Here is a 17,014-nt window from a genome sequence, read left to right as displayed (position 1 = left end):
AGGTTCATCGATTTTAGGGGGGGGGTATCCCTGTCGGAAGAAAAAGGACACTGTTCTCATTCGTTTTCGCAACGAAACGTTAAGTCTCCCCGTAAAACACGACTAATTCCGTATCTTTGCTTTCCAAATTTAAAATTACAGAACTATGTATCCCGCAGAATTAGTACAACCTATGAGAGAGGACTTGGCTTCAGCCGGGTTTGAGGAGTTATATACGGCCGCAGCGGTCGAAAATGCGATAAATAAACCAGGCACGACTTTGGTCGTTGTCAATTCGGTCTGTGGCTGCGCTGCCGCCAATGCACGTCCTGCCGCAAAATTAAGCCTACATAACGCTAAAAGGCCGGACCATACCGTAACGGTTTTTGCCGGGGTCGATGTCGAGGCGGTCAAAGCGGCACGGGACCTGATGGTTCCCTTTCCCCCGTCTTCACCCAGCATCGCCTTGTTCAAGGATGGGGAGTTGGTGCATATGATCGAACGCCATCACATCGAGGGCCGGCCGGCAGAAATGATCGCCGAAAACCTGACCGGTGCGTATAACGAGTTTTGCTAAGCTCAAACCATTTTCACCTTTCCCCTGACTTACGTCGAAACCTATGTAGGGGAGGCGAATAGGCATATTGAAAGACCGTTTCTCAAGCAGACGGTCTTTTTTTTTGCCTTACATTCTCCTTGCCGCTCAGGAAAAGACCTTATACCACAAATATGTTGGCGTATTAGTTTATTGACAACATCCCTTCGGGCAATTCGGTGTTTCGCATCCTGTATTGGCGCGGCTGACCCGATTGCCCCGGAATTTGGTATCGGTTAAAGGCCGTCTCAAGGGGCTAATCCCCCTTTTTTCCTTCCATAAACATTTTCAGTACCTTATTTTTGTAGCATGCAGAAGTTATTGGCATATCCCTTGACCCTACTTTACCTGATCGCTTTCGGTCTTACCTTGTTGGTGTTTCATCCAGTGCAATGGGTGTGCTACAACTTTTTTGGCTACGAGGCACATCGTAAAAGTGTCGCGGTGCTGAATCTATGCCTTATGCGGTGTACCCACATCCTAGGCACCACTTACACTTTTGATAATCCCCACGGTATTCCTGTGAACCGCGCCTTGATCATCGTGCCCAACCATCAGAGCATGCACGATATTCCGCCCATAATCTGGTTCATGCGTAATTGGCATCCCAAATTTGTAAGTAAGACCGAATTGGGCCGGGGAATACCCAGCGTTTCGTATAACCTGAGACACGGGGGCTCGGTTCTAATAGACCGCAAGGATAGCCGGCAGGCCCTAGTGGAAATTGCAAAATTGGGACGATATATCGAAAAGCACGGTCGCAGCGCCGTCATATTTCCCGAAGGCACACGTAGCCGGACCGGGCATCCTAAACCGTTTAAGGCGACGGGACTTAAGATATTGATGAAGAACGCGCCGACGGCCCTCGTGGTGCCGATAAGTATCGATAACTCTTGGAAGATGCTGCGCTACGGTAAATTTCCCAAGGGTATCGGGAACCATATCAACTTTACAGTACACCGGCCCATCGAAATCACGGATAACCTTGATGAGGTCATCGCATCCACCGAAAAAGCGGTAGTTTCTTGCGTAACATCTTTTAAAACAACATCAACGATAAAAAACGGGACCCATGCCTAAAATGAGCGACAGCGAGATTGTGGAGCGGACCATTGCCTTCGTTAAGGAAACCTTGGCAGGGGCCGAAGGCGGGCACGATTGGTTCCACGTGCAACGGGTATTCAAGAATACGTTGTTTATCGCCAAGGATGAAAAAGTAGATGTGCTGACCGTGAGCCTGGCCGCCTTGCTCCACGATATTGCGGATGCCAAGTTCAATAACGGCGATGAAGCCATCGGGCCCGCCTTGGCGGAAAACTTTTTGAAGGAACTGAGGGTCAAGAAAAAGACCATCACACATGTTGTGAAGATTATCAAGAATATGTCGTTCAAAAACAGTCTACAAAAGAAGCGGGGACGCAAGTTGCGGTCGAAGGAGCTTTTCGTGGTGCAAGACGCCGATCGTTTAGACGCCATGGGAGCCATCGGTATCGCCCGTGCCTTCAACTACGGGGGTTTTAAGAATCGAGAAATATACAACCCTGAAATCGCCCCCAACCTGAAAATGACCAAGGAAGAATATAAGAACAGTACTGCCCCGACCATCAATCATTTCTACGAAAAACTACTGCTCCTAAAAGATCAAATGAATACCGAAACCGGAAAAAAGCTGGCCGAACATCGTCATTGGTATATGATGGATTTCCTGCAACAGTTCTTTAAGGAATGGAACCCCTTGGCCCTACCTACCGATACCCGAAAAGAGTAGCATCATATCGATTGCATATTTTTTTTGGCCGAACGCCGGAAACGGACTTGGTATCCCGCGCCATACATCTCCAATCGATGTCATCGGGATAGCAGCACATCCTTTAGAACAACCTTAACTGTCCGTCTTTATACGTTTGTTCATGGTTTAGGACCGGAAACTTTTTGTCCTTAAAATAAGTACTTTTGGCCAAGCGCACCAGATCATGTATTTGTGCGGCAATTTGGCCTTCCCCACGACTACGGATCCCGAATCTGCTATCGTTGAGACTGCCGCCGTGGCATTCCTGTATCTGATGCAGTACTTTATCGGCCCTATCTGGCAGCGTCTTCTTTATCCAATCGGTGAAAATACCGCCGAGCGCCCCATTTAAACGAACCACGGTAAAGGCAAAGGAACGGGCTCCGTTATCGGAAACGGCCTTTGCCAAGTCCATAATCTCATGGCTGTTGATGCCCGGAATGATAGGGGCCAACATCGCATTGACAGGAATATTGTTCTCGGATAATATCCGGATGGTTTCCAGCCGTTTTTTGATGCTGGCTGTACGCGGTTCAAGAATACGTCTTGTTTCTTCCGATAACGAGGTGACCGATATGTTGACCCCGACCAGCCGGTCCTTTGCCAGCTCTTTTAGGATATCGAGGTCCCTTAGGATCAACGAATTTTTGGTAATCATGCCCACGGGATGTCTGTATTTCAGGAAAACTTCTAGACAGGCGCGGGTAATCCCGAATTTTCTTTCCACTGGTTGGTAGCAGTCGGTGTTACCGGATAGTACGATGGTTTTGGCCTTCCAGCGCTTCGACCTGAGTTTGGCCTGTAGCAAGTCCGCCGCCGCTTTTTTGACCAATATCTTCCTTTCGAAATCCAGACCGGGACTGTACCCCCAGTATTCGTGGGTGTTACGCGCGTAACAGTAAATACAGCCGTGCTCGCAGCCCTGGTAGGGATTCATGGAATACTCCATTCCCACATCGGGACTCGTGACGGTATTGACGATGGTCTTCGGAAAAATAGGGATATATTGGGTTCTATTGCTGTCCGCTTCCTCTCCTTCGAGACGGCAAAATTCCAAAAAATCGTCCCGGATCTCATGGCTGTTCTCAAGGAATCGATTTGGAGTGTTCTGCTGGGCGCCGCGGCCCTTAAAATGGCGCTTCAAACTCAATAAAATGGATTTTTTCCAAAAATACGGAATTATTCCATTTAAAAAAAGTTCTTGCCTTCGAAGATTGAATTTCCATTAGCTCAAAAAATCAGTACGGCATACCACACAATCGTTGGGAATTAAGGCGGACAATGGAGAAATATGGGCAATGAAATATTTCCGATTCTACTTTGCTGGCGCCAAACGACAGTTAATTGACCAAGACCCGCACCAGCTGTTTTCTCTTACCGCGCTTTGCATAAAAAAGGAGGTTGTCGGAGGATGTGTCGATCAACGGCCGCGAGACCATGATAGGCAGGCGTATCTCTTTGTCGTCTATCAATTTTTTGTGGGATAAGTTACCCTCGCCGTCGACCTTGATGACAAACATGTTCGGGTTGCGGCTGTAGCCTTGTTTGAATAGGATACGTTCTTTGCTCATCGTCTGTGGGTTTTCCCCGGAATTAATAAAGAAGTACATCTGGTCGGCGACGCCATAGGCGGCGTACGATGCGTAGGATGCATCGCCTTGCGTCACCTCGGCCTTATTGATGTTCCGTGCCCATTCCATTGCCCCGGACGCATTCAACTTGGCGATTACGATGTCGTTATAATGATACCGGTCGGTAATCTGGGTGCCCCCTCCGGAGATATCCCTTCCTTGGGTCATATAATACTCTTCGGCACTGAACAGTATTCCGTTGTCGGCCGTAATATGCACATCCTTGAAAACCAGATTCTTGAGTTCGGTGTCGACTTCACGGCCGAACTTATCCATCATAAACCGATCTGAAAACGGATTGTACTTTCGGTCCGTGATGTCCAGCGAATTGGTATCCATCCTAAAATAGGCCAGTCCGTTGTACCGCTTGGATTTTCGGTCTGCATAAAAACCGACAATTTTAAGCTCCCGATCCGAAAGCACGGGCTTTAAGGATTCAGGAAATCTACCGGAATCGTCGAATTGCTGGGTACGATGCCCTCCATTATCTATTTTGACAAGTTCGTATCGGAATCTTCTTTCATTGGCTTCGAACCGACGTTTTTTGAAGAAAACTTTTCCCGTCAGGTAGAGTGTCTTTAGGTCTTTCGATACCTCGATACTCTCGAAGGCATAATTCTTATCGGCAATTTCAGTCGTAAAGTCATAGGCAAACTGCTGTTTTAAATCCGTTCCGAAGAGATAGACATGGTATTTGTCGTTCCGTCGTTCTCGGTGCTGGACCGTAATGGCAAAAGCCGACCGGCCCTTGTCGAAATGGACCGCGGTCGAGAAGCCGTTGCCAAAACTTCGGTTGTACTTGCTCACGGCCAACGGATTGGCGACTTCTTTCGAGGGAACGGAAAGTAGCAGGCGTTCGGTAAACCTAAACTCGTGCAGTGGACTTTGATGTACTACATATTGATACGCTTCTTGGTTGGTACTATAGGTCAGTTCCAACAGGTAGAGCTGTCCGTTTTTTACAAAACCATCGATCATATGGTTCCCGGCATATTTGTAATTGTAGTCCCGTGCCAAGTTCATTTCCGCATCGTAGATTTCGATAAAATGACCCTTGGGACGAAGAGGATATCCACTATAGTACGTACGCACGAATACGGTCTCGTCTGCGGACGTACGGTCACTGGTGAGCAGGGTAGAGTACTTGTACCTATCGGAATAATTCTCGCCAAGCTCATAGGATACGGGGATGTCCTGTGCTCGGCAAAGCTGTAGCGCGGTCAAAAAGAGTAGGGCGGCCATGCCCTGTGAAATGTTCATAAGTAGGTTGTATTGGGATGGGTTATCAAATGCCAACGCCCGTTCGCCGTCACCGGCGGTCTGTTCCATAAAAAGCATGCCAAACGCAAGCGGTTTAGGATAGCCGGTACGTTGGCGAGATCTGTTTATTCCCCCGGGAAATCGGCTTTGCGCTTGTTCAAGAACGCCGTAGTACCTTCTTTAAAATCGGCGGTTCCGAAACATGTACCAAATGCTTCGATTTCAGCAGCGTAGCCTTCGGTATTCTTAAAACCAATATTTATTGATTTTATTGCATGGTCTATCGCCACTGGGGAGTTTTTCGATATGTTGCCGGCCAAATCCTCGCAAAAGGAAAGCAGACTTTCGGGAGAGACCACGTGGTTCACTAAACCGTAGGTTAGGGCTTTTTTCGCATCGATCATGCCGGCGGTCAAAATCATTTCCATCGCCCTTCCCTTTCCGATAAGCTGAGGTAGGCGCTGGGTTCCGCCGTATCCGGGAATCAGGCCTAGCGACACCTCCGGAAGTCCCATTCGGGCATTGTCACTGGCCACGCGAAAATGGCAGGCCATGGCCAGTTCGAGTCCCCCGCCCAAAGCGAAGCCGTTCACTGCGGCGACCACCGGTTTGGACAAGTTTTCTACAAAATCGAACAACTTTTTTTGTCCCTCGGCGGCCAGTCGGACGCCTTCCTCTTCCGAGAAGTCGGCAAATTCTGAAATATCCGCGCCCGCCACGAAGGCCTTTTCCCCGCTACCGGTCAAGATGATGACCTTGATCTCCCGGTCCGACTCGAGCGCCTTAAAAGCATTGTGCAGTTCCGCGATGGTCTCCCGGTTTAAGGCATTGAGCTTACTGGGGCGACTCACGGTGATTATACCGATTGGATTCTTTGTTTCGACAAGAAGATTGTTGTATTTCATGTTTTTTTGTTTAATACCTGTCCGCTTAAAACATCTTAAAAGACGTAAGTCCCTTACCCGGCCCGAGTCGCGGGATTTCGAACTTTGACTAATAATTGGCCAGTTTATGGGTTTATTGGTTAGTAAGTTTATGTAAAAAATAATTGACCGGTAATCATCGTGTTGATAGATGAGACTGTTGGACCTAGGACATAAGACCGTTGATTTTCACACAAAATAGGTCGATTTTTCGAGATTTTTTAGTCCCCTATCTTAGAGTCTGCGTCAGGTTTAGGTTTTAAAACGGACAAGCATTTTATATTTTAAGACTGAATTGAGTTAGTGTTCTCAAGGTATCCACGGTAAACTTAGATCAAAATAGGAGAATCACAAAATATTAGATAAACCCATAAGGCACTGGTTGTAGGGCTCAACAAACCGCAGCATGCGTCATTCACTGTTTTCCCTGGGAAACCGCACTGTAAAGACCGTTCCTTTTCCCGGCTTCGAGGTGAAATCGATACTGCCTTTATAGGTTTCCACGATAGTTTTGACCATTCCGAGACCCAGGCCCATCCCGCTGGATTTGGTGGTGAATTTGGGTTCGAAAACTTTTTCGGTGTAGTTGTCCTCAATGCCGATTCCGTTATCCGCTACACCTATTTTGATAAAATCGCCATCGGCGACCACAGAGACTAAAATCCGGGGTGCATCTACTTCGGGCACGGCTTGAATGGCGTTTTTGACCAGGTTGGTAACCACCCGGATCAGCTGGGTGCGGTCGAGTTTGGCAATCAGTTCTTCTTCCTCGCTGATAAAATGAATATATTCTTCGTTAAAGATATCCAATGCCAGTTTGACGATATGTACCACATTTAGGGTTTCGTTCTGTTGAGCGGGCATTTCGGCAAAACTGGAAAAAGCCGAAGCAATACTGCTCATGGTATCGATCTGTTGGATCAGGGTCTTGGAATACTCGGCCACCTTTTTTTTAATGTCGGGGTCTTTGGGATCGAATTTATTTTCGAAGCTCTGCACGCTCAACCGCATCGGGGTCAGGGGGTTCTTGATTTCATGGGCTACCTGCTTGGCCATTTCGCGCCAAGCTTGCTCGCGCTCGCTGCGGGCGAGCTTGGCCGCACTGTGTTCGAGCTCATCGATCATCGCATTGTACGAATCCACCAGTTTTTTGATTTCTTCACTGGGATTTTCAATCACTATCTTTTGATTGCTCTTGGTCAGGTCGGTTTTGTCGAGCCTTTCGGAGATGGTCTGTAACGAGCGGGTAATATAGGTCGAGATAAAATAGGCCAGACCAATAGCGATTAGCAACATCAAGAAATAAACGGCTCCGAGACGCATCAAAAACTCTCTGAGCTCCATGTTGTTAAAGGAGTCGTCTTCGTAATAGGGCAGGTTTAAAATCCCGATCGGTTTTAGTTTGCTGTCCTTTATATACGTGTACGATGCGCGGTAATTGTCCCCTGCCACGGTCTTTTCCTCGACGTAGCGTTTATCAGGGCTCGCCTCCAATCGCTTTAATATATGGTAATCCAGACAATTGGAAATGGAATCGATCTCAAATTTGGCCCGCGAACTCTTGATCAATTGGCCCTCGAGGTCGTAAATGTTCAGCCGTTGGTTCTGTACGTTCGCGATCTGGTAGATCTGGAGATTGAAGATTAGGCCCAGATTTTCAGTGGTGACGGGATATGTCGTGCTTTTCAAGGTGTATTCGACGCTCTGCCGCACTTGGGTTTCCTTACGTTCTAATCGATTATCGTGGTAATCCCGTGCTTGTTCCTTGTATTGGTAAATGGTAACCCCTGCAATAAGTATCGAAGCGAGGACCACCAACAGAATCATGGATACGAATATGCGCGATCTTAAGGATAGTTTTTTAAACAAGAGGTCGGATTTTAACGTTAATGTAGCAAATATCGAACCAAGATAAGGGCAGGTTTAAGTTCAAGCTCAAGAGACAAGTACAAGTTCAAAATACGGATTGGATCATTGTTAATTTACAATCTCTGAGCGATGGACTTCCCAATGCTTGCGTCATAAATTTCCTTTTTTTTGAATTTGGGATTTGTTTTTTGGAATTTGATACCTAATCGGATTGGCACTAGGTAATTCCTTGTCAGGCCTCGGGATTGCTGTTCCTTATTCTTTTGTAAAGCTTTATTCCCAACATTAAAAGAATCCCCAGAACTAAAATACCGACGACCCCGTAAATCCAATTAAAGGCATTTTTTAGGATGGCCAGAAAAACAACGGCAAAAAGAATAAGGGTAGCACCTTCGTTCCAAATACGCATAAAGTGCGAGGTATATCGAATTTCGTTGCGCTGCAGTTGCCGGAAAATGTGATGGTTTTTAAGGTGATAGGCAAAAAGTAATACGACAAACCCGATTTTGACATGCATCCAGGATTGTTGCAGCCAACCCGGCATCAGTAGTAACAGCCAAATGGCAAAGATGGTGGCCAAAACGGCCGAGGGCCACGTAATAATGTACCACAGGCGTTTGCTCATCAGCTGTAATTGCCGGGTAATGATTTCCCTTTCGGGGGATGGCTTATCCGACGCCTCGATTTGGTAGATGAACAATCTGGGAATGTAGAAGAGACCCGCGAACCAGGTAATCACAAAAATGAGGTGCAGGGCTTTGATGTAGTCGTACAAGGGATGAACAGGTTTTGATTGCGGAGCTCAAAGTTAATTAATATCCCGGTTCTAGCCTGAATTTTGTGGACAACCCTGATATCTATCTGTGATTGGAAAGCTTCGCCACTCGAAAAAGGACGAAAAGAGCAAGAAGGAAAGACCACGGCACTTTTTGCAACATCCGAATAACGAAATCCAATGCTCAAGGGCGTCCCTATGCCTTCAATTGACCTTTCTGCACCTCCTGCCCTTGGTTTTTTTGGAACGTTAAGTGTTTTTCAAATTGTTTCGTAAAATCAATGACGGAACCAATATCCCTTTACTTGATGAAATTTGAAATGATCTGGTCGATATCGCCGGACTCCTTCAGTTTTAATATTTCAATGTTCGTAATATGTCGAAGATCAGTGTTCAGCGGAAATACAAAGCCGTAATGTTGCGGGTTGATATTTTTTTTACTCAACCTAAAATCAGTTTTTGAGGTCCGATTGGCGATGTACTCCAAGGGCACGATGTCATAGACCAAGGCATCTACCTCGCCTTCGAATAATAGTTGATATCCCTCTTTCACATTGTCCACGGTCACAGGTATGCCCCCGATGGACTTGAAATTATCTATTACCTTTTTATAATTGGGCACGGCGATTTTTTTGTTTTCGAGCTGGTTCAATTGGGTGATCGTTTTCTCGCTTTTCCCGGTCAGGGTCAGGGTCGTCGCAATACCTGCCACGAACGAGGTGGCCATAATCAGCGAAATGATCATCCAAGATCCGATTACGAACCTGCCCAAAGGAGTTCTAGGTGCCATATCGCCATAACCCACTGTGGTCATGGTCACCAAGGCCAACCAAATGCCCGATCCGATGCCCTGAGCGGCTTTACCGCCGTATTCATCGGGATATTTTCTTCCCTCTACCAACCAAAAAAGAAAGCCCACAAAAGTCAACAACATCAGGAAACCGAACACGGCATACAGAAAATTGGGACTGAACAAGGGCTTTATGCGGTCCCACAAGGTGAGTTCCATGACAGGCGCCAAGATGCCCATCTCGGTATCAAAGAAAGGTTGCGAAAATGCGATGTTTACGGCCCGTTGCGAATTGATTGTTATCGGTCCGACAAGGGCATCGAGTTCCCCCGATTGTACGGCCACAATCCCTTCGTTAATCGAACTGTAGGGCTTGAACGTATAATCCAATTCTGCATTGAACGCTATTTCTTTCCAGATATTGAGAGCAATTCCTTCCGCTTGATCACCCGCCATGACGAAAGGCTCCGACCCCGCGTAACCAACCCGCAGGGTGCTGTCTAACTTGCTTTGGGCTGTAAGTTGAAGTAGGGATAAAATGAAGAATATGGAAAGGGGTAATTTTGGCATGGATTGGATTGAATATTGTGGCAGCGGGATATTAGATTTTTCTATCCGGGAAATTTTTAATAATTCGGGTAAAAGTACTTAAAATTGATTTTCGGGTGAAAAACTTACATGGGATAATTATATAACGTTCGGAAATACTTACATTAGAACTAAATAAAGACCAGCACAAGTCTAGGAATTCTGTCTTGTACTATTAAAAGGGATGCTATGATCGGAACAAAATCGCTTACTGTCGAAGACCTGCGAACGCTTCGAGCCGCAAAGCTCAAAATGGAAAATATAGGGTGGGCTATGGAGGGCCTAAACCGAATGGGAAGCTTTCTCGATAGTCGGGTGCAGTTATTACCTGAAAAACAGCAGCAGTGGTTGCGGCAGATCAGTTTTGGGGTCTTGGAAAAAGTGGTACAGAGCAATCTCTTCTCCATGAAATCCGACAAGGTCGGCGTTGCCCCCCTGAATAGCCAATACAAGGCGATCGTAACCTCGTCGGGAGTTCTTGGTGGGGCTTTTGGGGCTACCGCTTTTGCGGTGGACCTTGGCCTGACAACCAAAATGATGATGCGTTCCATAATGGATATCGCCCGTAGCGAAGGGGAAGATCTAGAGGCACTCGACACCCAGCTTGCGTGTTTACAGGTATTTGCCCTTGGTGGAAAATCCAAACACGACGATAGCCTTGACACGGGTTATTTTGCAACCCGTCTCGCCCTGAACGCTGCCGTAAAGGGCTCAACAAGTAAATTAGTAGAGGGATTCTTGGTCGGGGCTTCCCAGCCAATGCTCCGTTTGCTCGCCGTTGTGGCCTCACGATTTAGCATTCAGGTTTCCGAGAAATTTGTAGCTCAAGCGGTTCCTGTAATCGGTGCTGTAGGGGGCGGGGCGATCAATTTGGCGTTTATACGGCATTTTCAGAGCATGGCCCACGCGCACTTTGCTATTAGACGACTAGAGCGGCAGTACGGGAGTCAACCCATCGAGGCCGCTTACAACGATATCGAGGTTCAAGCATAGCACTGGACCCTTTATCGGTTTTCTGAGATGATCATACCCTAAAATCACATCCGTATTTTTTGCGGGATGTAAACATCAGAATGCCATTTTAAGCTTGTAGTTTCCGGTTTGGGTGCCAGATTTGAAACGCTCTCCTAGGACCTTTTCGCTTTGTGGCCTAAATATTTGTTAAGGCCCGAGTTAAAGTACGTTAAAAGGGTTTCACATCTGAAAATGCGCCTTATATTTGTCAATGCAGGGGGTGGTTCCCTTGCAACTTTAAGTATTGGTTTTTCATAATTTAAAGTTTGGTTGGTTATTTAGGAAAAGCCCTGGCAGTCTTGTCAGGGCTTTTTTTGATTTATTACGGGTCCGACCGACAACCGGAGATGGTAAATGCCCGGGGTTTTGTAAATATTGAAATAATTCGATACAATACTTTGGAATAAATTTTGTTTAATTAATATGGCATCCTAATACTGCGCTGCTGTTAAGCACCCGTTTTAAAAGCATTTTGTAATTTTAACTGAAAAACGCCATGAAGAACGCCCTAGTCTTTTTCTTGCTATCGGTTGGTATGCTTGTCAATGCACAGCAAATCGACTCGCAGGACGTCGCGTTGAATTCCGGGCAGAATCCATCCCCTAACGAAAGTAAAAAGTACACGAAAAATGAATCTGCCTTCCGACCGGGCGAATGGCTCAAATTTCGGATGCACTACGGATTTCTGAATGCCAGCTATGCCACCTTGCACGTAAAATCGAATTCGATTAACGGGAAGCCCGTATATCATGTAGTTGGAAAAGGACAAACTACCGGGTTTGCAAGTCTGTTCTTTAAAGTCGATGACACCTACGAGAGCTATTTTGGGATGGATGAGGATATGAAACCCTATAAGTTCGTCCGTAATATCAATGAAGGCGGGTATACGAAGGATTACGTAATTGATTTTGACCATGAAAGGGATAAGGCAATCTTAAACGACAAAAAAAACAAGAAAACCTACAAGTTCGACCTGCAGGATAGTATTCAAGACTTATTGTCCGCCTTTTATTATCTCAGAAATAACTACGACCCCAAAGATTTGGTACAAGGAGAGGCGGTCAAGTTGAAGATGCTTTACGACGACGACGGTATTTTCGATTTTAAGCTTAAATATTTGGGCACCGAGATATTGAAGACCAAGTTTGGTAAGGTCAAATGTTACAAATTCAGGCCCCTGGTGCAGTCCGGAAGGGTATTCAAGGAAAAAGAAAGCCTCACATTATGGGTTTCGGCCGATGATAACCGTATTCCAATACGGATACAGGCCGATCTGGCCGTTGGTTCGATAAAGGTGGATCTCGAGGCGTACAACGGACTCAAGAACCAGTTCAAGATCATCATGGATTAAGCAATTTTGGCACTTGCGATACGCCTAATGGCCATCTTAACCGTGCTTTGGAACTTGTTTTTGTAAAAAAATCGTATTTTCCGAAAAATAGTTTTAAAAAAGAGCAAATTGAACTGGGGAGACGGCGGCTGGGCCGTATCTTTAACCCCGATTAAAAAACAATAATTTATAATGCATAAATACTGGGGCATCTTATTCATCTTGGTACTATCTTTCTCGTGTAAGGAAGATAAAAATCTACAAAATACCGAGCAATCCACTGCTGATATCGCCTCTCTAGAGGTCCTTGAAAAGCCCATTATCAAGCATTTTGGTTTTAATCTGGACGAATTCAATGTACAGTTGGATACGGTTAGACGAGGTGACAGTTTTGGGGAGCTTATGTTGGAAAACAAAGTGGACTACCCCAAGATCGCCAAGATTACCCAAGAATATAGAGACACTTTCGATGTCCGTAAGATCAGGGTGGGGCAGCCGTATATGATTTTAAAATCAAAAGATACTACAGCCGCGGCCCAAGTGTTCATCTATGAAAACGACGTAATCAACTATACCGTGGTAGATTTAAGGGATAGCGTCAACGCCTACAAAGAGAGAAAGAACGTAACTTATAAAGAAAAGGAAGTATCCGGAATTATTGAGACCAATCTTTCCAATGCACTCGTAGAACAGGGAATCGATTATATGGTGACCCACAATCTGGCTAATGTGTACGCTTGGACCATCGATTTTTCGATGCTTCAAAAAGGAGATAAGTTTAAGGTCATCTATAAAGAAAAGTTTATAAACGATTCGATCTACGCCGGCTCCGAACCCATCGAAGCCGCTTATTTTGAACACAACGGCAAGCCGATTTATGCCTTTGCCTACGAAAATGACTCGCTCAAGAGTATTGTGGATTATTTTGATGATGAGGCGAACAATTTGAGAAGAACGTTTCTACGGATGCCCGTCGAGTTCGGGAGACTTTCATCCCGTTACAATCTTAAACGTAGAATTCGGTATTACGGCAACCGGATACGTCCGCACAGGGGCACCGATTACGCCGCGCCCGTGGGCACCCCGATTATGGCGACGGCCGATGGCACCGTAACCGAATCGACCCGAAAGGGCGGCAACGGCCGGTACGTCAAGATTCGTCACAATGGCAAGTATTCGACCCAATACCTGCATATGAAAAAACAGAATGTCAAACGCGGCGATCACGTGAAACAGGGCGATGTCATCGGCTGGGTCGGAATGACCGGAAATACGAGCGGCCCCCATGTCTGTTATCGATTTTGGCGCCACGGCCGGCAAGTCGATCCATTGAAAGAAGAGCTCCCTAAGGCCGAACCTTTGGCAGAGACCCTGCAGCCCGACTACTTCACCTATATTACCCCGATCAAAGATCAATTGGATTGTATGGAGTATCCCGAAAAGCCGGCTGAAGAAGAGGTATTATCGGAAGACTTGGCCTCGTTGGATTGAAAAAACCTTGAATCGGGCCGAGTGTTTCCCAGTTATTTTCGAAATAGGTGCATTTGCAGCTATAACCTTGAGGTCTATTCTATTTATTAAGAGTCGGAGCGAGAATTTCATATTTCTTGATAACATGGGTATAACTTCTTGCCCTGCAGCTGCCGGCAATCCCAAATTTCTGTTAATTTTGTGATGTATATGAAACGGACGATCTAAGCTCGTATGCTGATCACAGCCGCATTTTTCGTAGTGCAACGCAAAACTAACTCTAACAAATACTCAAGAAAATGAAAAAATTCTATTTCGCAATGGCTGCGCTTTTCATGACGGCGGTCACTTTCTCACAGGGAACGGTTACGGGAACAGTGGTAGATGGAGAAACCGGTGATGTTCTTCCGGGGGCCAACGTCGTTGAAAAAGGAACTACAAATGGAACCACCACCGATTTTGACGGTAATTTTAGTATTGATGTTTCTACGGATTCGGGAACTCTGATGATTTCCTACATCGGTTACGTGAGACAATCCGCTAATTTCAGCTCATCAGGGAATATAGGCAGCATTACGCTTCAGCCCGACGCGGAGCAATTGGCTGAAGTTGTGGTTATAGGTGCTGGCGTCATCGATTTGGAAGAAGATCGAAGCACGCCTATAGCTGTGACAACAATTACGAAAGATGTAATACAAGCCACTTCTACAGGTAACGTTGAGTTTCCCGAAGTCATGAAGAATGTGCCCTCGGTCTACGTCTCCAATCAACAAGGCTTTGGAGATTCGCAAATGTATCTCAGAGGATTTGATCAGACCAATACGGCATTTCTACTGAACGGTCAACCCATCAACGGAATGGAAGATGGTAATATGTACTGGTCGAATTGGCAGGGTGTAATGGATATAGCTAATGCGGTTCAGGTACAGCGAGGTCTTGGTTCTTCAAAATTGGCCATCTCTTCGGTAGGTGGTACAGTGAATATTGTAACGAAGGCTACGGATAGAAAAGAAGGTGGTTTTGGCAGGATAATGACAGGTAACGATAGTTATGCGAAAATTACCGCTTCTTATGACTCCGGCTTAAATGATAATGGATGGGGTTTTTCAGTGATGCTCGACCATTGGCAGGCACAGCGAAAGTATGCGGAGGGAACAAAAGGTCAAGGTCAGAACTATTTCTTTTCCGTCGGAAAGCTTTTAGGCGACCATAACTTCAACTTTTTAGTGTTCGGGGCGCCGCAATGGCACATGCAAAGATGGTCACAGCCAAGAGAAGTCATAGAAGAATATCGCCTGTACAACCAGCATTGGGGTATTGATGAAGGCGAGCTGGAATCAGAGCGAACCAATTTTTATCATAAACCGGTGATCAACCTCAACTGGGATTGGGATATTTCCGACAAATCGGATCTTTCTACCGTGGCATATGCATCGTTCGGACGAGGTGGAGGCACGGGTCCCAGAGGTAACAGCGCATTGAGACTGCCTGACTATCAAGTTGCAGGGGAGAGTGTTAGCGGACAAATCGATTACGCCGCAAATCGCGAGAGAAACGCTATTGTCGGAGTTGGTGGTGATTTCGATGCGCCCAACGGGGCGGGTTATATCAGAAGAGGATCGATGAACAACCATAGATGGTTCGGGTTGGTTTCGAATTTCGGTCATGAGTTCAACGAATACCTTACTATGAACGTCGGGGCCGATTTTAGATTTTATACCGGAGATCATTTTCGGCAAGTAATCGACTTTTACGGTCTTCAAGGCTGGTCGAACGACCGTCCCGATGACCGGATTGTTACCGAATCCTATAGTTTTAACCCTTGGAAAACCGTGTTTGATTTTGCCGAGGAGAACGAAAGAATCGATTATGATTATTCCGAAGATATTAACTACCAAGGGATTTTCGGTCAGTTTGAATACACAAGGGATGCGTATTCGGTATTCTTTCAAGGTGCGGCCTCCAATCAATCCTATCAAAGAGAGGATAGATTTGCCACGGACACTTCCGGAAACCAAACTACAGAAACCTCTGATAAAGCCAACAAATTCGGCTACAATATAAAGAGTGGAGGGGCCTATAATTTTAATGATAAGAATTCTGCCTTTATAAATGCCGGCTTCTATTCCAGACAGCCCTATTTAGACAATGTTTTTTCAGGTACCGCAGAACTGGCCGAGCCGGAAGTGGATAACGAAGAGATTACCGGAATCGAACTGGGCTACAAATACGATACCTACGATTTTCGGTTGAACGTTAACCTGTATCGCACGGAATGGGCCAACCGTTTTATTGCAAACGGTAATTCTATTGTCAATGTGGCTACCAGCGAAGAAATTGATATAAACAGGGAACAGACCGATGTGACCGAATTGCATCAAGGTCTGGAAATCGATGCGCAATATCGTGTGATGCAAGGATTGACCTTCGGGGCCTACACCTCTATAGGCGACTGGAAGTTCGATGGCAGTACACCCTATCGGACTAGGGACTTTAGGGACAACACCTATTTTGTAAATGAAGATATTGGTGATTATGTCGATCAGAACGGCAACCCCCTATCGGCCAATTTTTTTAACGGGGATGTCAACCTTGACGGAGTCGAGGTCAGCAATGCCGCACAACTAACCTTCGGGGCCAATGTAAACTATAAAACACAAGGTGGTTTTGAAGTCGGACTATTTTACAACCATTTCAACAACCTGTACGAGTTTGTCGATGTGGCCGATGTTGTCGCCGAAGGAAGTTCATATGAGACTAGTAAATTGGATCCTTACGGAGTAATGGATTTTACCGCTGGTTACACTTTTGAAATGGGCGAGCAGGATATCATCCTCAGAACCAATATTTATAACCTATTCAACAATGCCTATATTAACCAAACGGATGCTTTTGGGGTGTACTATGGTTTAGGCCGTACCTGGAATGCAAGCGTCATGTACCGCTTCTAGTAATCAGACAGGATAAGTTCTAAACCCTGACTTCATCATCAGGGTTTTTT

Annotated in this window: 13 protein-coding genes; 7 read left to right on the top strand and 6 right to left on the bottom strand. The window is 46.0% G+C overall.

The features are described from left to right. Window positions 1–145: 145 nt before the first annotated feature. The 3 genes from RQM65_RS08510 (at window position 146) to RQM65_RS08500 (ending at window position 2,342) form a co-directional block, all read left to right on the top strand. Window positions 146–556 (top strand): BrxA/BrxB family bacilliredoxin, encoded by a 411-nt coding sequence (locus RQM65_RS08510; protein ID WP_314014164.1) that lies wholly within the window; start codon window positions 146–148, stop codon window positions 554–556. Window positions 557–883: 327 nt separating this feature from the next. Beyond that, complete coding sequence (locus tag RQM65_RS08505) at window positions 884–1,654, top strand: lysophospholipid acyltransferase family protein (protein WP_314014162.1); 771 nt, start codon at window positions 884–886, stop codon at window positions 1,652–1,654. Window position 1,655: 1 nt separating this feature from the next. Beyond that, the gene (locus tag RQM65_RS08500; RefSeq protein ID WP_314016817.1) at window positions 1,656–2,342 is read left to right on the top strand and encodes an HD domain-containing protein; all 687 of its coding nucleotides are present in this window, start codon (window positions 1,656–1,658) and stop codon (window positions 2,340–2,342) included. A gap of 103 nt (window positions 2,343–2,445) precedes the next feature. Here RQM65_RS08500 and RQM65_RS08495 read toward each other — a convergent pair whose 3' ends face one another. The 6 genes from RQM65_RS08495 to RQM65_RS08470 all read right to left on the bottom strand — a co-directional run bounded on the left by RQM65_RS08495 (window position 2,446) and on the right by RQM65_RS08470 (window position 10,181). Continuing rightward, complete coding sequence (locus RQM65_RS08495; RefSeq protein WP_314014160.1) at window positions 2,446–3,513, bottom strand: PA0069 family radical SAM protein; 1,068 nt, start codon at window positions 3,511–3,513, stop codon at window positions 2,446–2,448. 190 nt (window positions 3,514–3,703) lie between these two features. Further along, entirely contained in the window at window positions 3,704–5,332 is a 1,629-nt protein-coding gene (locus RQM65_RS08490; protein WP_314014158.1) for a hypothetical protein, read from the bottom strand. A 47-nt stretch (window positions 5,333–5,379) separates the two neighbouring features. Next, a complete protein-coding gene (locus RQM65_RS08485; protein WP_314014156.1) occupies window positions 5,380–6,159 on the bottom strand; it encodes an enoyl-CoA hydratase/isomerase family protein in 780 nt (259 codons plus the stop codon). Between the two features lie 429 nt (window positions 6,160–6,588). Next, a complete protein-coding gene (locus RQM65_RS08480) occupies window positions 6,589–8,004 on the bottom strand; it encodes a sensor histidine kinase (protein WP_314014154.1) in 1,416 nt (471 codons plus the stop codon). A 274-nt stretch (window positions 8,005–8,278) separates the two neighbouring features. Further along, the gene (locus RQM65_RS08475; RefSeq protein ID WP_314014152.1) at window positions 8,279–8,821 is read right to left on the bottom strand and encodes a CopD family protein; all 543 of its coding nucleotides are present in this window, start codon (window positions 8,819–8,821) and stop codon (window positions 8,279–8,281) included. 301 nt (window positions 8,822–9,122) lie between these two features. Then, window positions 9,123–10,181 carry a transporter substrate-binding domain-containing protein gene (locus RQM65_RS08470; RefSeq protein ID WP_314014150.1) on the bottom strand — a complete coding sequence of 353 codons (1,059 nt, stop codon included), beginning with the start codon at window positions 10,179–10,181 and terminating at the stop codon, window positions 9,123–9,125. Between the two features lie 207 nt (window positions 10,182–10,388). Here RQM65_RS08470 and RQM65_RS08465 point away from each other — a divergent pair, with 207 nt between their 5' ends. From RQM65_RS08465 to RQM65_RS08450, 4 genes are all read left to right on the top strand, one after another. Continuing rightward, window positions 10,389–11,192, top strand: a complete 804-nt coding sequence (locus RQM65_RS08465) for an EcsC family protein (protein WP_314014148.1) — start codon at window positions 10,389–10,391, stop codon at window positions 11,190–11,192. Between the two features lie 517 nt (window positions 11,193–11,709). Beyond that, window positions 11,710–12,564, top strand: coding sequence for a DUF3108 domain-containing protein (locus RQM65_RS08460; protein ID WP_314014146.1), 855 nt, complete (start codon window positions 11,710–11,712; stop codon window positions 12,562–12,564). Window positions 12,565–12,735: 171 nt separating this feature from the next. After that, a complete protein-coding gene (locus RQM65_RS08455) occupies window positions 12,736–14,034 on the top strand; it encodes a M23 family metallopeptidase (RefSeq protein WP_314014144.1) in 1,299 nt (432 codons plus the stop codon). A gap of 278 nt (window positions 14,035–14,312) precedes the next feature. After that, window positions 14,313–16,964 carry a TonB-dependent receptor gene (locus RQM65_RS08450; protein ID WP_314014143.1) on the top strand — a complete coding sequence of 884 codons (2,652 nt, stop codon included), beginning with the start codon at window positions 14,313–14,315 and terminating at the stop codon, window positions 16,962–16,964. Window positions 16,965–17,014 lie beyond the last annotated feature (50 nt).

It is taken from the genome of Pricia mediterranea (assembly GCF_032248455.1).
GTDB lineage: Bacteria > Bacteroidota > Bacteroidia > Flavobacteriales > Flavobacteriaceae > Pricia > Pricia mediterranea.
The sequence above is the reverse complement of the archived record's forward strand: the minus strand, read 5'-3'. Positions and strand labels throughout refer to the sequence as shown.